The 14848-nt window shown below is 61.9% G+C and carries 16 protein-coding genes; 1 reads left to right on the top strand and 15 read right to left on the bottom strand.

What is annotated here, in order from left to right; all coding sequences use genetic code 11:
* The 3 genes from IVB42_RS01575 to IVB42_RS01565 form a co-directional block, all read right to left on the bottom strand.
* Window positions 1-187: transposase (locus IVB42_RS01575; RefSeq protein WP_247393458.1), on the bottom strand; the 187-nt coding region annotated here is incomplete at its 3' end.
* Between the two features lie 48 nt (window positions 188-235).
* On the bottom strand, window positions 236-823 hold the full coding sequence (locus tag IVB42_RS01570; RefSeq protein ID WP_247469632.1) for a hypothetical protein: 588 nt from the start codon (window positions 821-823) through the stop codon (window positions 236-238).
* A 248-nt stretch (window positions 824-1071) separates the two neighbouring features.
* The gene (locus IVB42_RS01565; RefSeq protein WP_247391906.1) at window positions 1072-1884 is read right to left on the bottom strand and encodes a Crp/Fnr family transcriptional regulator; all 813 of its coding nucleotides are present in this window, start codon (window positions 1882-1884) and stop codon (window positions 1072-1074) included.
* Window positions 1885-2250: 366 nt separating this feature from the next.
* Between IVB42_RS01565 and IVB42_RS01560 the strand changes: the two genes are divergently transcribed.
* Window positions 2251-2964, top strand: a complete 714-nt coding sequence (locus tag IVB42_RS01560) for a PRC-barrel domain-containing protein (protein WP_247391904.1) — start codon at window positions 2251-2253, stop codon at window positions 2962-2964.
* 200 nt (window positions 2965-3164) lie between these two features.
* On the opposite strand, the gene IVB42_RS01555 is transcribed toward IVB42_RS01560, so the two are convergent.
* Genes IVB42_RS01555 through IVB42_RS01500 form a run of 12 tightly spaced genes read right to left on the bottom strand, consistent with a single transcriptional unit; the run spans window position 3165 to window position 14845 of the window.
* Window positions 3165-3407, bottom strand: coding sequence for a cytochrome C oxidase subunit IV family protein (locus IVB42_RS01555; protein ID WP_247327365.1), 243 nt, complete (start codon window positions 3405-3407; stop codon window positions 3165-3167).
* Between the two features lie 53 nt (window positions 3408-3460).
* Window positions 3461-4105 carry a cytochrome c oxidase subunit 3 family protein gene (locus IVB42_RS01550; protein ID WP_247391902.1) on the bottom strand — a complete coding sequence of 215 codons (645 nt, stop codon included), beginning with the start codon at window positions 4103-4105 and terminating at the stop codon, window positions 3461-3463.
* Window positions 4102-5775 carry a cytochrome c oxidase subunit I gene (locus IVB42_RS01545; RefSeq protein WP_247391900.1) on the bottom strand — a complete coding sequence of 558 codons (1674 nt, stop codon included), beginning with the start codon at window positions 5773-5775 and terminating at the stop codon, window positions 4102-4104. Before IVB42_RS01545 ends, IVB42_RS01550 begins: the two co-directional genes overlap by 4 nt.
* Window positions 5768-6709: a cytochrome c oxidase subunit II gene (gene coxB / locus IVB42_RS01540; RefSeq protein WP_247391898.1), complete on the bottom strand. Its 942-nt coding sequence runs from the start codon at window positions 6707-6709 to the stop codon at window positions 5768-5770. Before coxB ends, IVB42_RS01545 begins: the two co-directional genes overlap by 8 nt.
* Complete coding sequence (locus tag IVB42_RS01535; protein WP_247393490.1) at window positions 6706-7479, bottom strand: SCO family protein; 774 nt, start codon at window positions 7477-7479, stop codon at window positions 6706-6708. Before IVB42_RS01535 ends, coxB begins: the two co-directional genes overlap by 4 nt.
* Complete coding sequence (locus IVB42_RS01530; protein WP_247391894.1) at window positions 7476-7886, bottom strand: hypothetical protein; 411 nt, start codon at window positions 7884-7886, stop codon at window positions 7476-7478. Before IVB42_RS01530 ends, IVB42_RS01535 begins: the two co-directional genes overlap by 4 nt.
* Window positions 7876-8946 carry a hypothetical protein gene (locus tag IVB42_RS01525; protein ID WP_247469631.1) on the bottom strand — a complete coding sequence of 357 codons (1071 nt, stop codon included), beginning with the start codon at window positions 8944-8946 and terminating at the stop codon, window positions 7876-7878. Before IVB42_RS01525 ends, IVB42_RS01530 begins: the two co-directional genes overlap by 11 nt.
* The gene (locus IVB42_RS01520; RefSeq protein WP_247391890.1) at window positions 8943-9473 is read right to left on the bottom strand and encodes a cytochrome c; all 531 of its coding nucleotides are present in this window, start codon (window positions 9471-9473) and stop codon (window positions 8943-8945) included. The genes IVB42_RS01525 and IVB42_RS01520 overlap by 4 nt, the downstream gene beginning before the upstream one ends.
* Window positions 9470-9988 (bottom strand): DUF3341 domain-containing protein, encoded by a 519-nt coding sequence (locus IVB42_RS01515; protein WP_247391888.1) that lies wholly within the window; start codon window positions 9986-9988, stop codon window positions 9470-9472. Before IVB42_RS01515 ends, IVB42_RS01520 begins: the two co-directional genes overlap by 4 nt.
* Window positions 9985-11352: an NrfD/PsrC family molybdoenzyme membrane anchor subunit gene (nrfD, locus tag IVB42_RS01510; protein WP_247391886.1), complete on the bottom strand. Its 1368-nt coding sequence runs from the start codon at window positions 11350-11352 to the stop codon at window positions 9985-9987. Before nrfD ends, IVB42_RS01515 begins: the two co-directional genes overlap by 4 nt.
* On the bottom strand, window positions 11349-14204 hold the full coding sequence (locus IVB42_RS01505; protein WP_247391885.1) for a 4Fe-4S dicluster domain-containing protein: 2856 nt from the start codon (window positions 14202-14204) through the stop codon (window positions 11349-11351). The genes nrfD and IVB42_RS01505 overlap by 4 nt, the downstream gene beginning before the upstream one ends.
* The gene (locus tag IVB42_RS01500) at window positions 14192-14845 is read right to left on the bottom strand and encodes a cytochrome c3 family protein (RefSeq protein WP_247391882.1); all 654 of its coding nucleotides are present in this window, start codon (window positions 14843-14845) and stop codon (window positions 14192-14194) included. Before IVB42_RS01500 ends, IVB42_RS01505 begins: the two co-directional genes overlap by 13 nt.
* Window positions 14846-14848 lie beyond the last annotated feature (3 nt).

The following is a 14848-nucleotide window of genomic DNA, read 5'->3' as shown; positions in this document are numbered from 1 at the left end:
ATATCGTCGTGTAAGGGCCATAGTCGGACGGGCAATCGCGCCAGCGTGCGCCGCACTGGAGCATGTGAATGATACCGCTGATAATGCGTCGATCGTCTTGGCGCGCCGGGCCGGTCTGGTTCGTTGGCAGATGCGGCTCTATCTGAGCCCACTGCTTGTCGTTGAGCCAGAACAGTCCTTTGCGCATCGAAGTCCCCCGTGCCGAATCAACTTAGCACCAGGGAATCAGAACTCGCTAATTAGGTACAGACCCTAGCAGCACCATGGACACAGCCAGGATAAGCAATTCGTCGGAGGCATTCACGTGATTGACATGACGGATGTTGCGACCCGCGTAGTCGAACACTGCGGGCAGAATGAGAGCGATCACCGACAGGACGAGCATGCTCGACAACAACCCAGCGCGCGCTTGGGTGAAGCTCTGGCGGTCGCGATTGAACCCGCCGGCAACGATGGCCAGACCCAGCCCCAACAAGCAGGTCGCCGCTATGGACCCGGTGATCTGGGCGTGAACCACCTCGACATGGCCGCGCGCGAGAACAAATAGCGCAAGAATGAGTTCGGCCAAGCTTCCAAGACTGACGGTCAGGAGACCGCCTATGGCAGGACCGGTGTGGGAGGATAGCTGGTCGGTTGCTACGCGAATCCATTCAGCGAGTACAGCTGTTGCGAGAACGCCGGATCCGAATATCCAGATCGGAGAAAGGTGAAAAACGTACTCGCCCATCGGGGTGAGCAGAACCAAGACCAGCGGCGCAACGCGCGCGATGGTACCGTACTGCCCAAAGATAGTCGTTGCTCTGGAGACGTTGGACTTCGGCAAGCTGGCGACTCACTCCTGGCGATCCCGCAAGGCTCCTACCGTCGATTTTAGCGGACAGATCGGGCCATTCCGCCGCCGACGGAGCGTGGCTTCTGCACCCAAAGCGCCTCGCATTCGATTCCCGGGCAGCTTGCGACGATTAACGGGGTGGGACACTTAGGGTTCGCTGCGCCGGCCTGAACTCGGTACGCGACCGGGCAAGGGAAGCGCATTGCGATGCCCAAGCCCTCATTCTCTTGAGCCATCATTCACCAATTGCTTGTGTATCGGGCATTGGCTGCACCAAGGGAGTTCTCATGCGCAGATAAAATCACGCGATAGCAGCTGCAGGACGATTGCTCGAGCTGCGACTGATCCAGAATCTCGACTTGAGCGCGGCCTTGCTTGATGATGCCTCGCGCTTCCATTTCGCCCATTGTCGACGTGATACCTGCGCGGCGAACTCCAAGGGCCTGTGCAATGCATCGATGCGTGAGCGGGATTTCGCGGGAGAACAACTTATCCTCTGCAACGAGAAGCCACCGAGCCAATCGTTGCTGCAAGCTGTGACGCGAGTTACATGCAGCCAACTGCGAGCTTTGGATCAGGGTGGCCTGCACGTACCGTAGCAACAGCTTCTGGATCTCGACATCCCCCCTCAGCAGCTCGAGCAAAGCATCGACCCCGATGCGCAAGGCTCTCCCGGCAACCTGAACCATGCAACGGTGAGGGGAAACGCGCATGCCAAGGATCAGGGGGATGCCGATGAAGTCCTTCGCTCCAACAGTCTGTATCTCGACGGGGAGGCAGTCTCCAGCCCTAGCGGTCAGCGAGGCCGCGCCATGTTCCACAAAATAGGCATACTGCAGTGGTTGATTGCGCTCCTGCAGCATTTGCCTTGGTCTCAGTGTTACCTCCTCGCAGAGCTCGACTAGCCGGCGGCGTGATGATTGTGGGAGGTGGCGGATCAGATCGTTGTTTGCGGGGTGCGCGTGCGGCGTTTGATCGCGCTCTCGTGACCGTTGCAGAGATGGCGTCGCACTGTGCGTCCGCACGACGTGTTCGGGTTCGTTGCTGAGCATTTCGCGTCTCCTTGGAAACGGTTATTCACCAAGATGTGGGGCGCGCGCGGGCCTCCTCACAGTCGGGCTTAGGTGAAGACCCGTCAGGAGAAGCCTGACCAGCTCCTCAAGGCCTGGATCGTGAGCTGCCTCTGATGCGCGAGCAACGAACGAAGTGCGTCGGCCGAGGCATGTAATAGCGTTTGCCAGGATGTGCACGCGTGGATCTGCGGTGCGTTTTCCAAGGGCCAGGTATCCGATTGATCGCTGCACCTTTTCGTTGGCACGGCAGCGGACCATTCGCTTGATGGCCGGCCAGAACTTCGAGCTTCGGAAATGATTATACGAGCAATGATATTGTTGGCACGTGGATCGCAGGAGCGTTGAATGGACGCAAAGAGCAGGATCACCCTTGCAATTGTCGTAGGTACAATCTCGACCTCCGTTCTGTTGGGTCCCTCATGGGCAGAGGCGGCGACGCAGACTGCCACCGAACAGTCGGCGCAGTCCGAGCAGTTCGTCAACACGGTCTATAATGGCTACCGTGCTTCGCGACTGCTTGGGAGCGCGGTGTTCTCGTTGAAAGGTGAGTATTTGGGAGCCGTCCGGAACGTGACCTTGGCAGACGACGGGCAGATTGATTCTTTGCTCGTCGAAGGCTTCAGAACGAAGGATGAGCCGGAGTTCATCTCCCGAATTCCTTTCAACCGGGTGCTGCGCCCGCTTCACGAAGGAGCTATCGTGGCCGACTTTTCCGATTTGAGGTCGCGAGAATACGGCCTCTTTGTTGACCCTGATCAGGCCCAAGCAGAGCCGCACGAATTCTCGGTCTCCAAGGTCATCGGAGATTATGCGCGGCTGCAGGCAGGCCAAGGCTATGGCTATGTCTCCGACCTCGTTTTCGACAGCGGCGGAAAGCTCGCGGCGGTTGTGATATCCCGCGAGGCGTCCGTTGGCGGGGGCACCTATGCCTTCCCTTACCCGGGCCAAACGGGGCGATGGAGCCCGAACCTAAGCTATTATGGTCTGCCTTACGTCACAGCAGAGCAAGCAAACAAAGCCGGTCTGCGGCTCGATATGAAGGAGTTTCAGAACTCGTGAGCCACCAACGTCCGCCTGATGGTCCCCGGCGGTGTGCCTCACGGAGAGGCGCATGGCTTCACGAGCGAACTGGTGCAGTCACCTTTTTGAGCGCAGCGAAAGTTCTCCTCTCCCAAGCTTGCGTTCGAAGGTGGCTGCATCAGAGCGCTTCAATGCGTGCGGGGTAGCAGAAGGTATCCAAAAGTGAGGGCTCCCGTGCGTTAGATGCGTACGAGAACATCAGCGAAGGTCAATGCGAACATCGCGATCACGAAAACAAGCCCCGAGATCGCCGCGATCCGGATCAGCGGCTTCGCTGAGGCGAGTTGCATGAAGAGCAAGACGACGAGGGTCGATTTCACCCCCGCAATGATGATGCCGCTGGCTGTTGTCATTCGGCCCATGGGAACATAGGCGACGACGAGGCTGAGCAAGAGGAGTGCGAGGAGCGCTGCCCAGATCAAGAGGTTCCTCGCCCATAGGCGGCGCACAATACCGCCTGATTCACCTTGCCTGTTCATGATGCACGCCCCGGCAAATAGATCAGCGGATAGAGGAAGATCCACACGATATCGACCAGATGCCAGTAGAGGGCTGTGACCTCGATCTCGGGATTGTCTTTCGCCGGGAGTTGGTGCCGGAGCAGCACCCAGAACAAGCGGCTCACGAGAGCAATCCCGATGGAAAGGTGGATCGCGTGGACGCCCGTGACCAGCCAATAAAATCCATAAAACAGCTGCGCTCCTGGCAGAGACAACGCAAACCCGGCTCCCGGTACGAGCTGCTTATCGATGTCCTCCTTGTACTCGAAGCCCTTGATGACGATGAACGCGAGCCCGAGCAACGCGGTCAGCATGAGGCACACGAGGACGAGCCGTCGCAGTCGCGCAGACGTTTCGGACGCTTGCGAAGCCATGGCCATGGTGAGGCTGCTCGTCAACAGCACGGCGGTATTGATCGTGCCGTACCAGATATTTGTCTCCCTCCCGGCTGCAGCGAACGCCTCTGGATGCTCGATTCGACAAACCGTGTAAGTCAGCATCAGCGCCCCGAAGAACAGCGTCTCGCTGGCGAGGAAAACCCATATGCCGAACTTGCCTGCCTCGCGCTGCCGGCCGAAATCCAACCAGGGTTCTCTCAGCAGTGCGCTTTCGTCGCTCATCGCGTTTCTCTTGCGTTTTGCATTTCGGGGGGATCGGTTCCAGCCGACATGCCTTCGGCGTGGTAGTCATACGGCGCGCGATCTACTCGGGGCTTCCTGTCAAAATTCTTCGGGGGAGGCGGAGAACCCGTGGTCCACTCCAGCCCTGTCGCGCCCCAAGGGTTCTTCGCGGCCTTTCCGCCGTAGAACAGGGACCAGGTGAGATATCCCAGAGGCAACAAGTAGGCGATGGCGAGGACCGCCGCTCCCGCAGACGACATGACATTGTAGATCTGAAACTCCGCCGGATAGGTATGGTAGCGGCGCGGCATGCCGAGGTACCCGGCGAAGAATTGCGGCAGGAATGTCATGTTGAAGCCGGCATACATGAGGATGGCCGCGAACTTCGCCCAGCTCTCCGGATAGAGCTTGCCTGTGACCTTGGGCCACCAGAAGTGGAGCCCGGCAAAGAAGGCGGACACCGATCCGCCCACCATGATGTAGTGGAAGTGCGCGACGACGAAGTAGGTGTCGGTGACATGGATGTCCACCGGGATCGAGGCGAGGAACAGCCCGGAGAGCCCGCCGGTCGTAAACAGACCGACGAAGCCAAGCGCATACAGCATCGGCGATTCGAAGCTGATCTGACCGCGATACAGCGAAGCGGTCCAGTTGAAAACCTTGATTGCCGACGGCACGGCGATGATGAAGGAGAGGAAGGAGAACACGAGGCTGGCCAGGGCTGACTGTCCGGAGACAAACATGTGGTGGCCCCAGACGAAGAATCCGACGCCCGCAATCGCAAGCATGGCATAGACCATGAAGTCGTATCCGAAAATTCGCCGCCTCGCGAAGCATGGGATTATTTCGGACACGACGCCCATCGCCGGCAGGACCATGATGTAAACCGCCGGATGCGAGTAGAACCAGAACAGGTGCTGGAACAGGATCGGATCGCCGCCGCGAGCCGGATCGAAGATCGGCAAGCCCAGCACGCGCTCCGCGATCACGAGCAGGAGCGAGATGGCGAGCACCGGGGTGGCAAGCACCATGATCAGCGACGTCGCGTAGATCGCCCAGACGAACAGCGGCAGCCGGAACCAGGTCATGCCGGGAGCACGAAGCATGTGGGTGGTCGCGATGAAGTTCACTCCCGTGGCGATGCTGGCAAAGCCGACAACGAACACGCCCGCGGCCGCAGCGAAGACGTGGCTGTTGGAGAACATCGACGAATAAGGCGTATAGAACGTCCAGCCGGTGTCGACGCCTCCGGCGACGAGGGCATAAACGGTGAAAGCCCCGGCCGCGACGGTCAAATACCAGCTGAAAAGATTGAGGCGCGGAAACGCGACATCGGGCGCGCCGATCATCAGCGGCAGCAGGAAATTGCCGAACGTATTCGGGATCGACGGCACCAGGAAGAACCAGACCATGATGATCCCGTGGAACGAGAACAGCTTGTTGTAAGTGTCCGACGTCAACAGCCATCCGTTCGGCTGGAACAGCTCGAGCCGAACGGCGGTGATTGCGGCTCCTCCCAGAAAAAAGAAGAACGTGATGGTGATCGCGTAAAGGATTGCAATGCGCTTGTGGTCGGTCGTGGCAAGCCAGGACGAGATCGTCGAGCCGTGGCGGAGATAATCGGGGCGTGGCGGAAGCGGCAGCTCCCCGGCGAGCAGGGCGTCAGTCATTTTGCTGCTCCTCCCTGAGCGAGCGGATGTAGGCGGTCAGGCTCTGGATCTCTCCGTCGTCGAGCAGCCCTTTGAAGCTCGGCATGATGGGCTCAAAGCCGGCCACGACGTCGCGGTTCGGCTGCAGGATCGAATCGCGGATGTAGGCATCGTCCGCGGAAACGGTGCGTCCATCCGCCAGCTGCACCGCGCGGCCGTAGAGACCCGTCAGGCGCGGCGCGTGGACGTTCGAGGAGACGGCGTGGCAGCCCGAACATCCCCGCGACACGAACAGCCTGGCGCCCTCATGGGCAAGATCGTCGCCCTCCGGCTGCTGGACCAGCCATTTGGCATAGTCATCCTGTCGCATGACCACGATCTTGCCGCGCATCATGGAATGGTTCGTGCCGCAATACTCAGCGCAGAGCAGTGGAAAGGTGCCGGTTTTGCTGGCTTGAAACCAGATGTCAGTGTCGCGGCCAGGCAGCACGTCCTTCTTGACCCGAAACGCGGGGACGAAGAAGGAATGGATCACGTCCTGCGAGCTCATCAGGAGATGGACGGGCTTATCCAGCGGCACGTGAAGGGCATTGATCTCACGCGCGCCGTTCGGATGTTGCGTCTTCCACATCCACTGCTTGGCGATGACGTGGATTTCAAGTGCGCCCGTGGGCGCGGCAAGGCTGCTGAGGTCAGCGGAAGATGCCCACCAGAATAGGAAGGCGAACATCAGCAACGTCGCGACCGTCCAACCGATTTCGAACTCACGGCTGAGAATCTCAGGCATCGGGCCGCGCTTGGCGGGAGATCCGCGCCGATATCGAACGGCAAACAGCAGGATGAGCCCGAAGACGAGGACCACGGTCGCCCCGGAAAGGAAGAGCAGAAGATAGAAGATGTGATCAACCGTGACGGCGTGTGTGCTCGCTTCCGGCAGCCTGAATAACGAATTCATGCCGAGGCTCCCCGACGCCTGCTGCGGACCAGCATCAGCCCGACGAGGGCGGCCATGACGGCAACCGTGGATGCTCCGAAAATCTGCAGGACCGTTGTGATCCTGCGGGTGTAGATTCCGTGTACCGCGTCAAATCCATAGCAGAGCAGCGCGATGCGTCCGGAGAGTCCACCGATCCGCCCGTCACCGGCATCCAACAGAGCGAGGCGAAGGTCACCGGGCTGCAGCGCGAGGCTGGACAGCGCGCGGACGACCCGTCCGTCGGGCGCGAGCGTGACGAAGGCTGCCGGATGCGCAATCGCGTTATGCTTGTCGTCGGTTTCGGTATGGTATCCGATTGCACCGAGCAGCGCGGCAACAGTCTCCTGCGATCCTGTCAGGACCGATGTTCCCGTGCCCCCGATCTGTCCCTGGGTAAAGCGGCGGGCGTCGTCAATGGTGTCGCGCGGATCGATGCCGAGAACGACGAGGCTGTAGTCGCGTCCTGCGATAAACCCGGTCTGCTGCAGCGCCGAGCTTGCGATCGTCAGCGCAGGCCCGCAAATCTGCTTGCAGGTGAAGTCCGCTGGAAGGAGCAGGGTCGGACGTCCGTCGATGGCATCGCCAAGGGTGACGGTGTAACCGCCGACGGCCCTAAACTGCAGGGATAACGGAACGCGGGCGCCCTGAGGAGGATCGAACCCGACGCGCCCGATCTGCTCCTCGGTCAAACCGGCATGCGCGAGCCCCGGCCAGAGCGCAAGGGCCATGATGAAGATGGACCGCCTCATGGATTGCCTCCACTCGCACCTGGCGGAGGTGCGGGTGCGGGTGCGGGTCGAAGGGCGTCGTAGGCGTGCCGGCCCCGTCCTGCGACCAGCTGCATCGCCTGATCGATCGGGATGTGGGCGATGTTGTGGTCGCGATCGACCCAGGCATAAGTGGTGAGCCTCGCTCGCTGGGCGGCCTCGAACCGGGTCAGGTCGTCCTCCGGCGAGGTCTGGAGCTCGGGCGAGGGAAACCGGCTTTCTGCGCGGGGCGTGAATGCGCCCGGCGCCTCGCTATTCAGGAACAGCAGAATTCCCGCAATCGCGGCGCCCACGAAGAGCAAGAAGCTGCCGACGATGGCGAGAACGGCGCGGTTGTCTATGCCGGCCGTTTCTGGCAGCGCGCGGCTGCCCATCTCCTCATTCGGCATGGCGCACCTCTGCGAATGGGGTGCCCTGCCCAAAGAGTACCGAAGCAACGGTCAAGGTGAGGAGGGCGCCGAGAGCGGTGAGTGCAACATGAACTTGCGCGGAAAATGCCGGCACCAGGAGCCAAGCGAAGTGCATGACAGTGCCGAGGAACAGCAACAAGCCGACGATGCGCAAGCCTGCAGGGCTGCGGCGCACGTCCTCCAACAGCAACATCGCAAACGGAAGCACGGCTCCGGTGACGAATGCCACGAGCAGAATGTTGGTCCATACGTCCGTGCTGCGCCTCAGGAACCACTCGGCCTTGTGAGGTAGATCGCCGTACCAGGCCACCACATATGTCATGTATTCGAGGTAGACGACGCCCAGCAGCGTTGCGATCAAAAGGCTGCCGATATCGCTCAGCGCTTTGCCATCGACGTTCGACGTTGCAAGCACGGCGACAACGGCCAGCGCGGCGAGCAGCTGCTGTATTGCAATCATGAAGGCGAAGGCGGTGGAAACGTAATGCGGTTCGACGGAGAGGAACCAATCGACCGCAACCATGCTGATGGTAAGCCCGAAGAACGCAAGTCCGAGCGCGGCCAGTAGCCGTCCACCTCGTTTAAGACCGAAAGTCACTCCGAGCACGGACCATCCGATCAATGCGATCACGGCACGCAGGACAAACCACGGCTGGCTGAGGTACCAGCGCGCAATGTCGGGCTTGATCTGGCTGGCATCCGCGGCCCAGGGGTAGATGTCAGTCAGTCCGGCGAGAACGGGGATGAAGGCGATGGCGACGAGGGGCACCATAAGTGCGAGGGGTCGCAGCACCGGTCCGGCCGCAAAGCCCCAGCGGCCGCCGGTCAAGCGATGAATCAGCAGCAGCGTCATGCTGCCGATGGGGGCGCAGCTCCAGATCGCAAATCCAAAGAGCCAGCCCTGGAGCAGGCTCGGATAGGGGCCGAGTCTCCCGGCCGCGAGCACGAGGCCAGAGGCGAGCAAGATCACCACGAGGCCCGCTGCAATTCGCGGCGTCCAAATTGCTCTGAGGGCAGGGCGGCGGAGCACGGCGGTCACGGCAGCTTGCTCCTCAGCTCCGGGACGTCGGCGACGTCGGCGTGTTGCGACTGCTGCAGCGCGCGGATATAGGCGATGATCGCCCAGCGGTCGCGCGGCTCGACGCGCGCAGCGTAGGAATACATCACGCCGTAGCCATGAGTGATCACGTCGAAGAAGTGTTGAGCATCGGCCGAGCGGAGGCGCGCGGAATGGTAGGACGGGGGTGCGGGAAAGCCACGCTGCACGATCATGCCGTCGCCGTGGCCGGAGAACCCGTGACACGGGGAGCAATAGATATCGTAGCGCTCGCGGCCGCGGGCCAGCAGCGCCATGTCGACCGCGGGCGGCTTGGTGATCTGCTGCAAACGGTCGAGATCGCCCTGTGCAACGACCCCTTCCGGTAAGGTCTGGGCTTCGGTGCCATCCTTGAACAGCGCAGCCTTCGAGAACGTGCCGTAGCGATTCTGCTGAGACATGGAATGATCGCCACAGCCGGTGAGCGCCGATGATAGCAACAGCAGCCATGGCAGCGCGCGGGCGGTCATGGCGTGCGCAGCTCCGTGATCGCGACGGCGCCGGCGTCGCGGAGGACCGTCCTCAGCTCGTTCGGGTCGCCGTCAGAAGCGGCCAGCAGGAAGTAGCGATCCTGCGTTGCGCGTTCGAAGCCCGGAATCTCGAACATTGCATCGTGGAGACGAGGCAGGCGGCACGACCAAAAAAAGGTGATGGCGCCGGCGAGCGCGGCCGCGAGGACACCGACCTCAAACGGCACCAGCAGGAACACCTGCCAGGAGTTCAGTGGCCGGCCGCCGCTGTTGATGGGATAGTCGATCACCGCGCTGTACCATTGCAGCACGAAGGCGAATGCCGCAGCTCCGAGGCCGCCGGCGAGCATCACAACGCGAATTGCGGATCGGCCCTCAACAAGCTGTTCGGCAAGCCCTTCGATCGGATACGGCGCGAATGCTTCGAGTGCGGCGTGTCCCGCCGTACGCACGCGCTGCAGGGCCGCCTTCAGCGCTTCACCGTCGAGGAATTCGCCCACAAGCTTTGCCGTCATGCCGCGGCCTCCTGATGAGCGAGCTTGCGCACGTCGAACATTGAAATGCTCGGAACCAGCCTCACGAAGATAAGGAACAGGAAGGCAAAAAAACCGAGCGGCGCGACAAGAAAGCTCCAGTCCCAGAACGTGAAGTGAAACGTGCGCCACAGGGACGGCATGTAACCGTGCGAAAGCGTGTTCCAGATGATGAGGATACGCTCCAGCCACATTCCGATGTTGATCGCAATCGCGATCGGAATCAGGATGAGCAGCGATCGCCGTGCGAATGGCCACCAGAGTAACTGCGGGATCAGGCAATTGCAGGCCAGCAACGCCCAGAACAGCGGCGCGTACGTTCCAGTGAACTCGAAGCGAACCACCTCACGGTCGGTATGCTCACCGCCGTACCAGCCCATGAACCATTCCGTCGCATAGGAATAGAACATGACGATCGAGGCCATCAGCAGGATGCGGGCTATGACGTCGAAATGGCGGCGGGTGATGATCGCCTGAAGGCTGAGGCCCCAGCGGATCGCGGCGGCCAGCACCACGACCATCGCGAATCCGGAATACATTGCCCCGACCACGAAATAGGGTGGGAAGATGCTCTCCTGCCAACCGGGCATCAGGCTCGCCGCGAAGTCGAGACCGACGATCGAGTGCACCGAGCAGACCAGAGGCACGCCGAGGGCGGCCATCGTGGTATGCAGTGTCTGCAGGCGCGACCACTCGCGCGACGAGCCGCGCCATCCCAGCGCGAAGGCGCCGTAGAGCAGCTGGCCGGCACGGTAGGGCATGCGGTCGCGCATGGTCGCTAGATCAGGGATCAGGCTGACATACCAGAACAGAATAGAGAACAGCAGATAGCTGACGATGGCCCAGAAGTCCCACACCAGGGGGCTGCGCCATTGCGGCCAAAGCGCCATGGTGTTCGGATATGGCGCGAGCCAATAGGCGTAGATCGGCCGACCGAGGTGAACGATCGGCATCAGCCCGGCGATGGCAACCGCAAACAGCGTCATGGCTTCCGCGAAGCGGTTGATCGAGGCGCGCCATCTTTGCCGGGTCAATAGCAGCATCGCCGAAATCAATGTGCCGGCATTGCCGATTCCGATCCACCAGACGTAGTTGGCGATCGCGACTCCCCAGACAATGGTGGAGTTGATGCCCCAGATGCCGATGCCCTCATAGAACAGCCACGCGATTGCAACGAACAGCCAGAGCACGAACGGCAGGGTGATAAGCAGGGCCAGCCACCATGTTTTGCCGAACCCGGTGAAGAGCGGATCTGCCACGGCCTGGGTAACTGCGGCGTCTCCTGCCCGCGCGGCCGAGATCCAGCGGTGCGCCGGGGGATGCTGGGGAAGGAGAACTTCGCTCATGTCCGCCCCTCCGGCTCCGAAGGTGCGGGATTGCGCACATCGGCAAGATAGGTGGTGCGCGGCCGCGTGCCGAGGTGGCCGAGCAAGGCATAGTGGCGCGGGTCGGCTTTCCTGTGGTTGATCTCTGCGTCAGCCTGGTTCAGGTCTCCGAAGCTGATGGCGCGGGTCGGGCACGCGTTCTGACACGCCGTCTGCACCTCGTGTGGACCGAGCGGCCGGTTCTCGCGTTCCGAGGCGCGACGTGCGCCGCTGATGCGCTGGACACAGTAGGTGCATTTTTCCATGACGCCGCGGGCGCGTACGGTCACCTCCGGGTTCTTCTGGCCGCGATAGGATTCCGCGCCGAGATTGCCGTATTCCTCGCCGTCGGCATAACCGAAGAAGTTGAAGCGACGAACCTTGTAAGGGCAGTTCGCCTCGCAGAAGCGGGTGCCGATGCAGCGATTATAGACCTGCGCGTTGAGGCCCTCACTGTCGTGAACGGATGCGGCGACAGGACAGACAGGCTCGCACGGGGCGTGCTCGCAATGCATGCAGGGTACGGGTTGAAAGCCGATCTGCGGACTGTTCGCCGAGCTATGATCGTAGCCATCGACGCGCATCCAGTGCATATCGCGCCCCATCGCAACCTGCTCGGGACCCACCACAGGGACGTTGTTCTCGGCTTGGCAGGAGACCACGCAGGCATTGCAGCCGATGCAGACCGAGGTATCGATTACCATCGCCCAGGCGTGCCCGTCGCCGGGCTTCGCGCTGGGCGGCATCAGGCTGGATGGATCCGGGTGGACTGGCCCTGGCAGCGGCTGGCCGAGCCGATACAGCGGATAGAGTTCGCGCACGTCTTCCGGCGACCGGACGATGTTCTGAGTCGTAAGGACCGGCTCGCGGCGCCCCGTCGGCTGGATCGAGACCTGCGGAAGGTGCCATCGGTTCCCGGATGTCCGGAGTGTATAGGCGTTGGCACCGACGCCATTGCCGATCGCGCCGGCCTTCTGCCGCCCCCCGCCGAGCGTGAGCGCGCCGACGCCCATGGCCATCCCGGGTTCAGTCAGAACGGGTACCTCGATCGATCGGCCGTTCGCGGCGATCGTGACGACGTCGCCGGACGTGAGACCGAGGCGGGTTGCCTCATCCGGATGCAGCGCGAGCGCATTGCCCCAGACCTGCTTGCTGAGCGGTTTCGGACACTCCTGGAGCCAGGCGTTATTGGCGTATGAGCCATCCCAGAGGCAAGGATCAGGACGCAGAACCAGGCTGATCTCGTCATCACGCAGATCGTGAGGTTCGGCGTCCGCGAGCGCCAGTAGAAGCGGAGCAGCCGTCGAAGCAGCAGTGGCGCCGCTTCCCGCAATGATCCCTTCGTGCAGCACGCGCTGCCACCATCCCTCGAAATCCGCAGCGGCCGCGCTCCGCCAGGTCTGCCGCACCAATTCGTAAGCGCGCGCGTCATCTGCGCCGTTCAGCCAGGCGAGAAGCTCGTGCTCGCTGAAGCTCTCGTAGAGGGGATTGATCAGGGGCTGGGAGATGCTTGCCGTCCCGTCGCCGGCCCGCAGATCCGACCACGTTTCGAGCCGATGACTTTGCGGGACATGCCAGTTGGCGATAGCCGCGGTTTCGTCCGCGTACTCGCCCATATGAAGGCGAAAGGCCGCTTTCTGTGCGCGGGCCCCGAAGTGCAAATCGGATGGTGCGTCATAACCGGGATTGACGCCGATCATGACGAGCTGACGCACGCGGCCGGAGTCCAGATCACCAGCGAGCTGTTCAAGCGTTCCCGCCTGCTTGCCGGACGGCGTACGATCAATGGGATCGATGAGCCGAACGGACGCATTGAGCTGGGCATTGATCCAATGCACCAATGCGTGAACTTCCCGGGACATTGCCGGGCCCGCGATAACGAGCGCCTCACCCTTGTGCGAGTTCAAGTCGGCGGTGATCTTCCGAAGGAGCAGACGCTCGCGCTCGGCAAGTTCGGTGACGCTTGCACTCGCGCCGAGCTCCCGCGCGAGGCTCGCTGCAAACCGCTCGATCGCCTCGGGACGAAGCGCCAGACGCTCGTCCGCCTTTGCTCCCGTGAGAGTGAGTGCGCTCTCAAGACAATAGAGACGCGAAAAGGCATTCGCGTCGCCGCGGCCGGTTGCGTAACCACGGCCAATGCGTATTTGATCGGGGCCATGCCCGAGCGGATCGGCATCGAGCGCGACGATCACCCGGGCCTTTGCGAAATCGGCAATGCTGCGCACAGGCTGGCCATAAGCGAGCTGCGCACCTTGGTGCGCGTTGTCGTCGTCCGTTGGATCGTACGCGTGCCACGATGCGGCCGGGAACGCCTGAAGCAGAGCATCGATCTGGCGCAGCAAAGTCGGGGAGGTGGTGCGCCCGGTCAACAAGCGCAGGCCTTTACCCTGGCTGCTGCGGGCCTCGGAGAGTTCGGTCACCAGCGCTCGGTTCAACGCTTCGCGCGGCGCTATCGCGGCATTGTGCAGGATCGTGCGCGAGCGGTCGGGATCGTAAAGCGAAAGAACGGCTGCTTCAGCGAAAACGTCGGTGGCACCCAGGCTGCCCGGATGACGCGGGTTGCCTTCCACTTTGATCGGCCTGCCGTCAATTGAAGTCACGACCACGCCGCGACCGATCCCCGCCAATGCGAGCGTCGTCGCAAATTTCAGCGGTTCGCCGGGGACGATCCGCTCGGGCATCCTGACATAGGGCAGGATCTGCTCGTCCGGCTTGCTGCAGGCCGCTAGTCCACCCGCCATGCCGGTTGCCAGCAAGCTGAGGGCCTGACGGCGATTGAGCTTGCTACGTCCGGCAGGACTTGGCCGCGTCGGCAATTCCTTCAGCGGTGGCATATCGTGCAGTCCGTCAAATGACCCGTGTTGATGCGATAGCCTGCGGCAAGCTTGGGCCCGATCTCGGCCTGATTCTTGGGCGCCTGCCAGTTCGGATCGAAAACCGCTTCGCGTGGACGCAGGAAACGTTCAGGAGAGCGGTGGCAATCGAGGCACCATTGCATCGTCAGCGGCGCGGCCTGGCGCATCAGCCGCATCCGTCCGACGTCGCCATGACAGGTCGTGCATCCGACGCCTTTCGCGACGTGGACGGAATGATCGAAATAGACGTAGTCGGGAAGCCGGTGGACGCGTTCCCAGGCAATCGGCTGGTTCTTGGCAAGACTCTCGCGCACCGGCGCCAGCATTTGCGCGTTGGTCCATATCTGCGAATGGCAGGTCATGCAGGTCTCGGTCGGCGGGATGCCGGCAAAGCGCGCCGTCTCCACCGAGGTGTGGCAATAGCGGCAGTCCAGGCCGAGACCGGAAACGTGATGCTCGTGACTGAACGGCACCGGCTGATTTCGCGTGATGTTCTGGTTGGTCACGTAAGGGGATCGCATCACCTCATAGGACAACCCAACTGCAAGCACCGGCGCTGCTCCAATTGCCGCGATCATCACCGTCGCAATCGTGTTCGCGCCGGGGCGGAAAACCTGCATTCA

This window comes from Bradyrhizobium sp. 45, assembly GCF_023073155.1.
Taxonomy (GTDB): domain Bacteria; phylum Pseudomonadota; class Alphaproteobacteria; order Rhizobiales; family Xanthobacteraceae; genus Bradyrhizobium; species Bradyrhizobium canariense_D.
The sequence above is the reverse complement of the archived record's forward strand: the minus strand, read 5'-3'. Positions and strand labels throughout refer to the sequence as shown.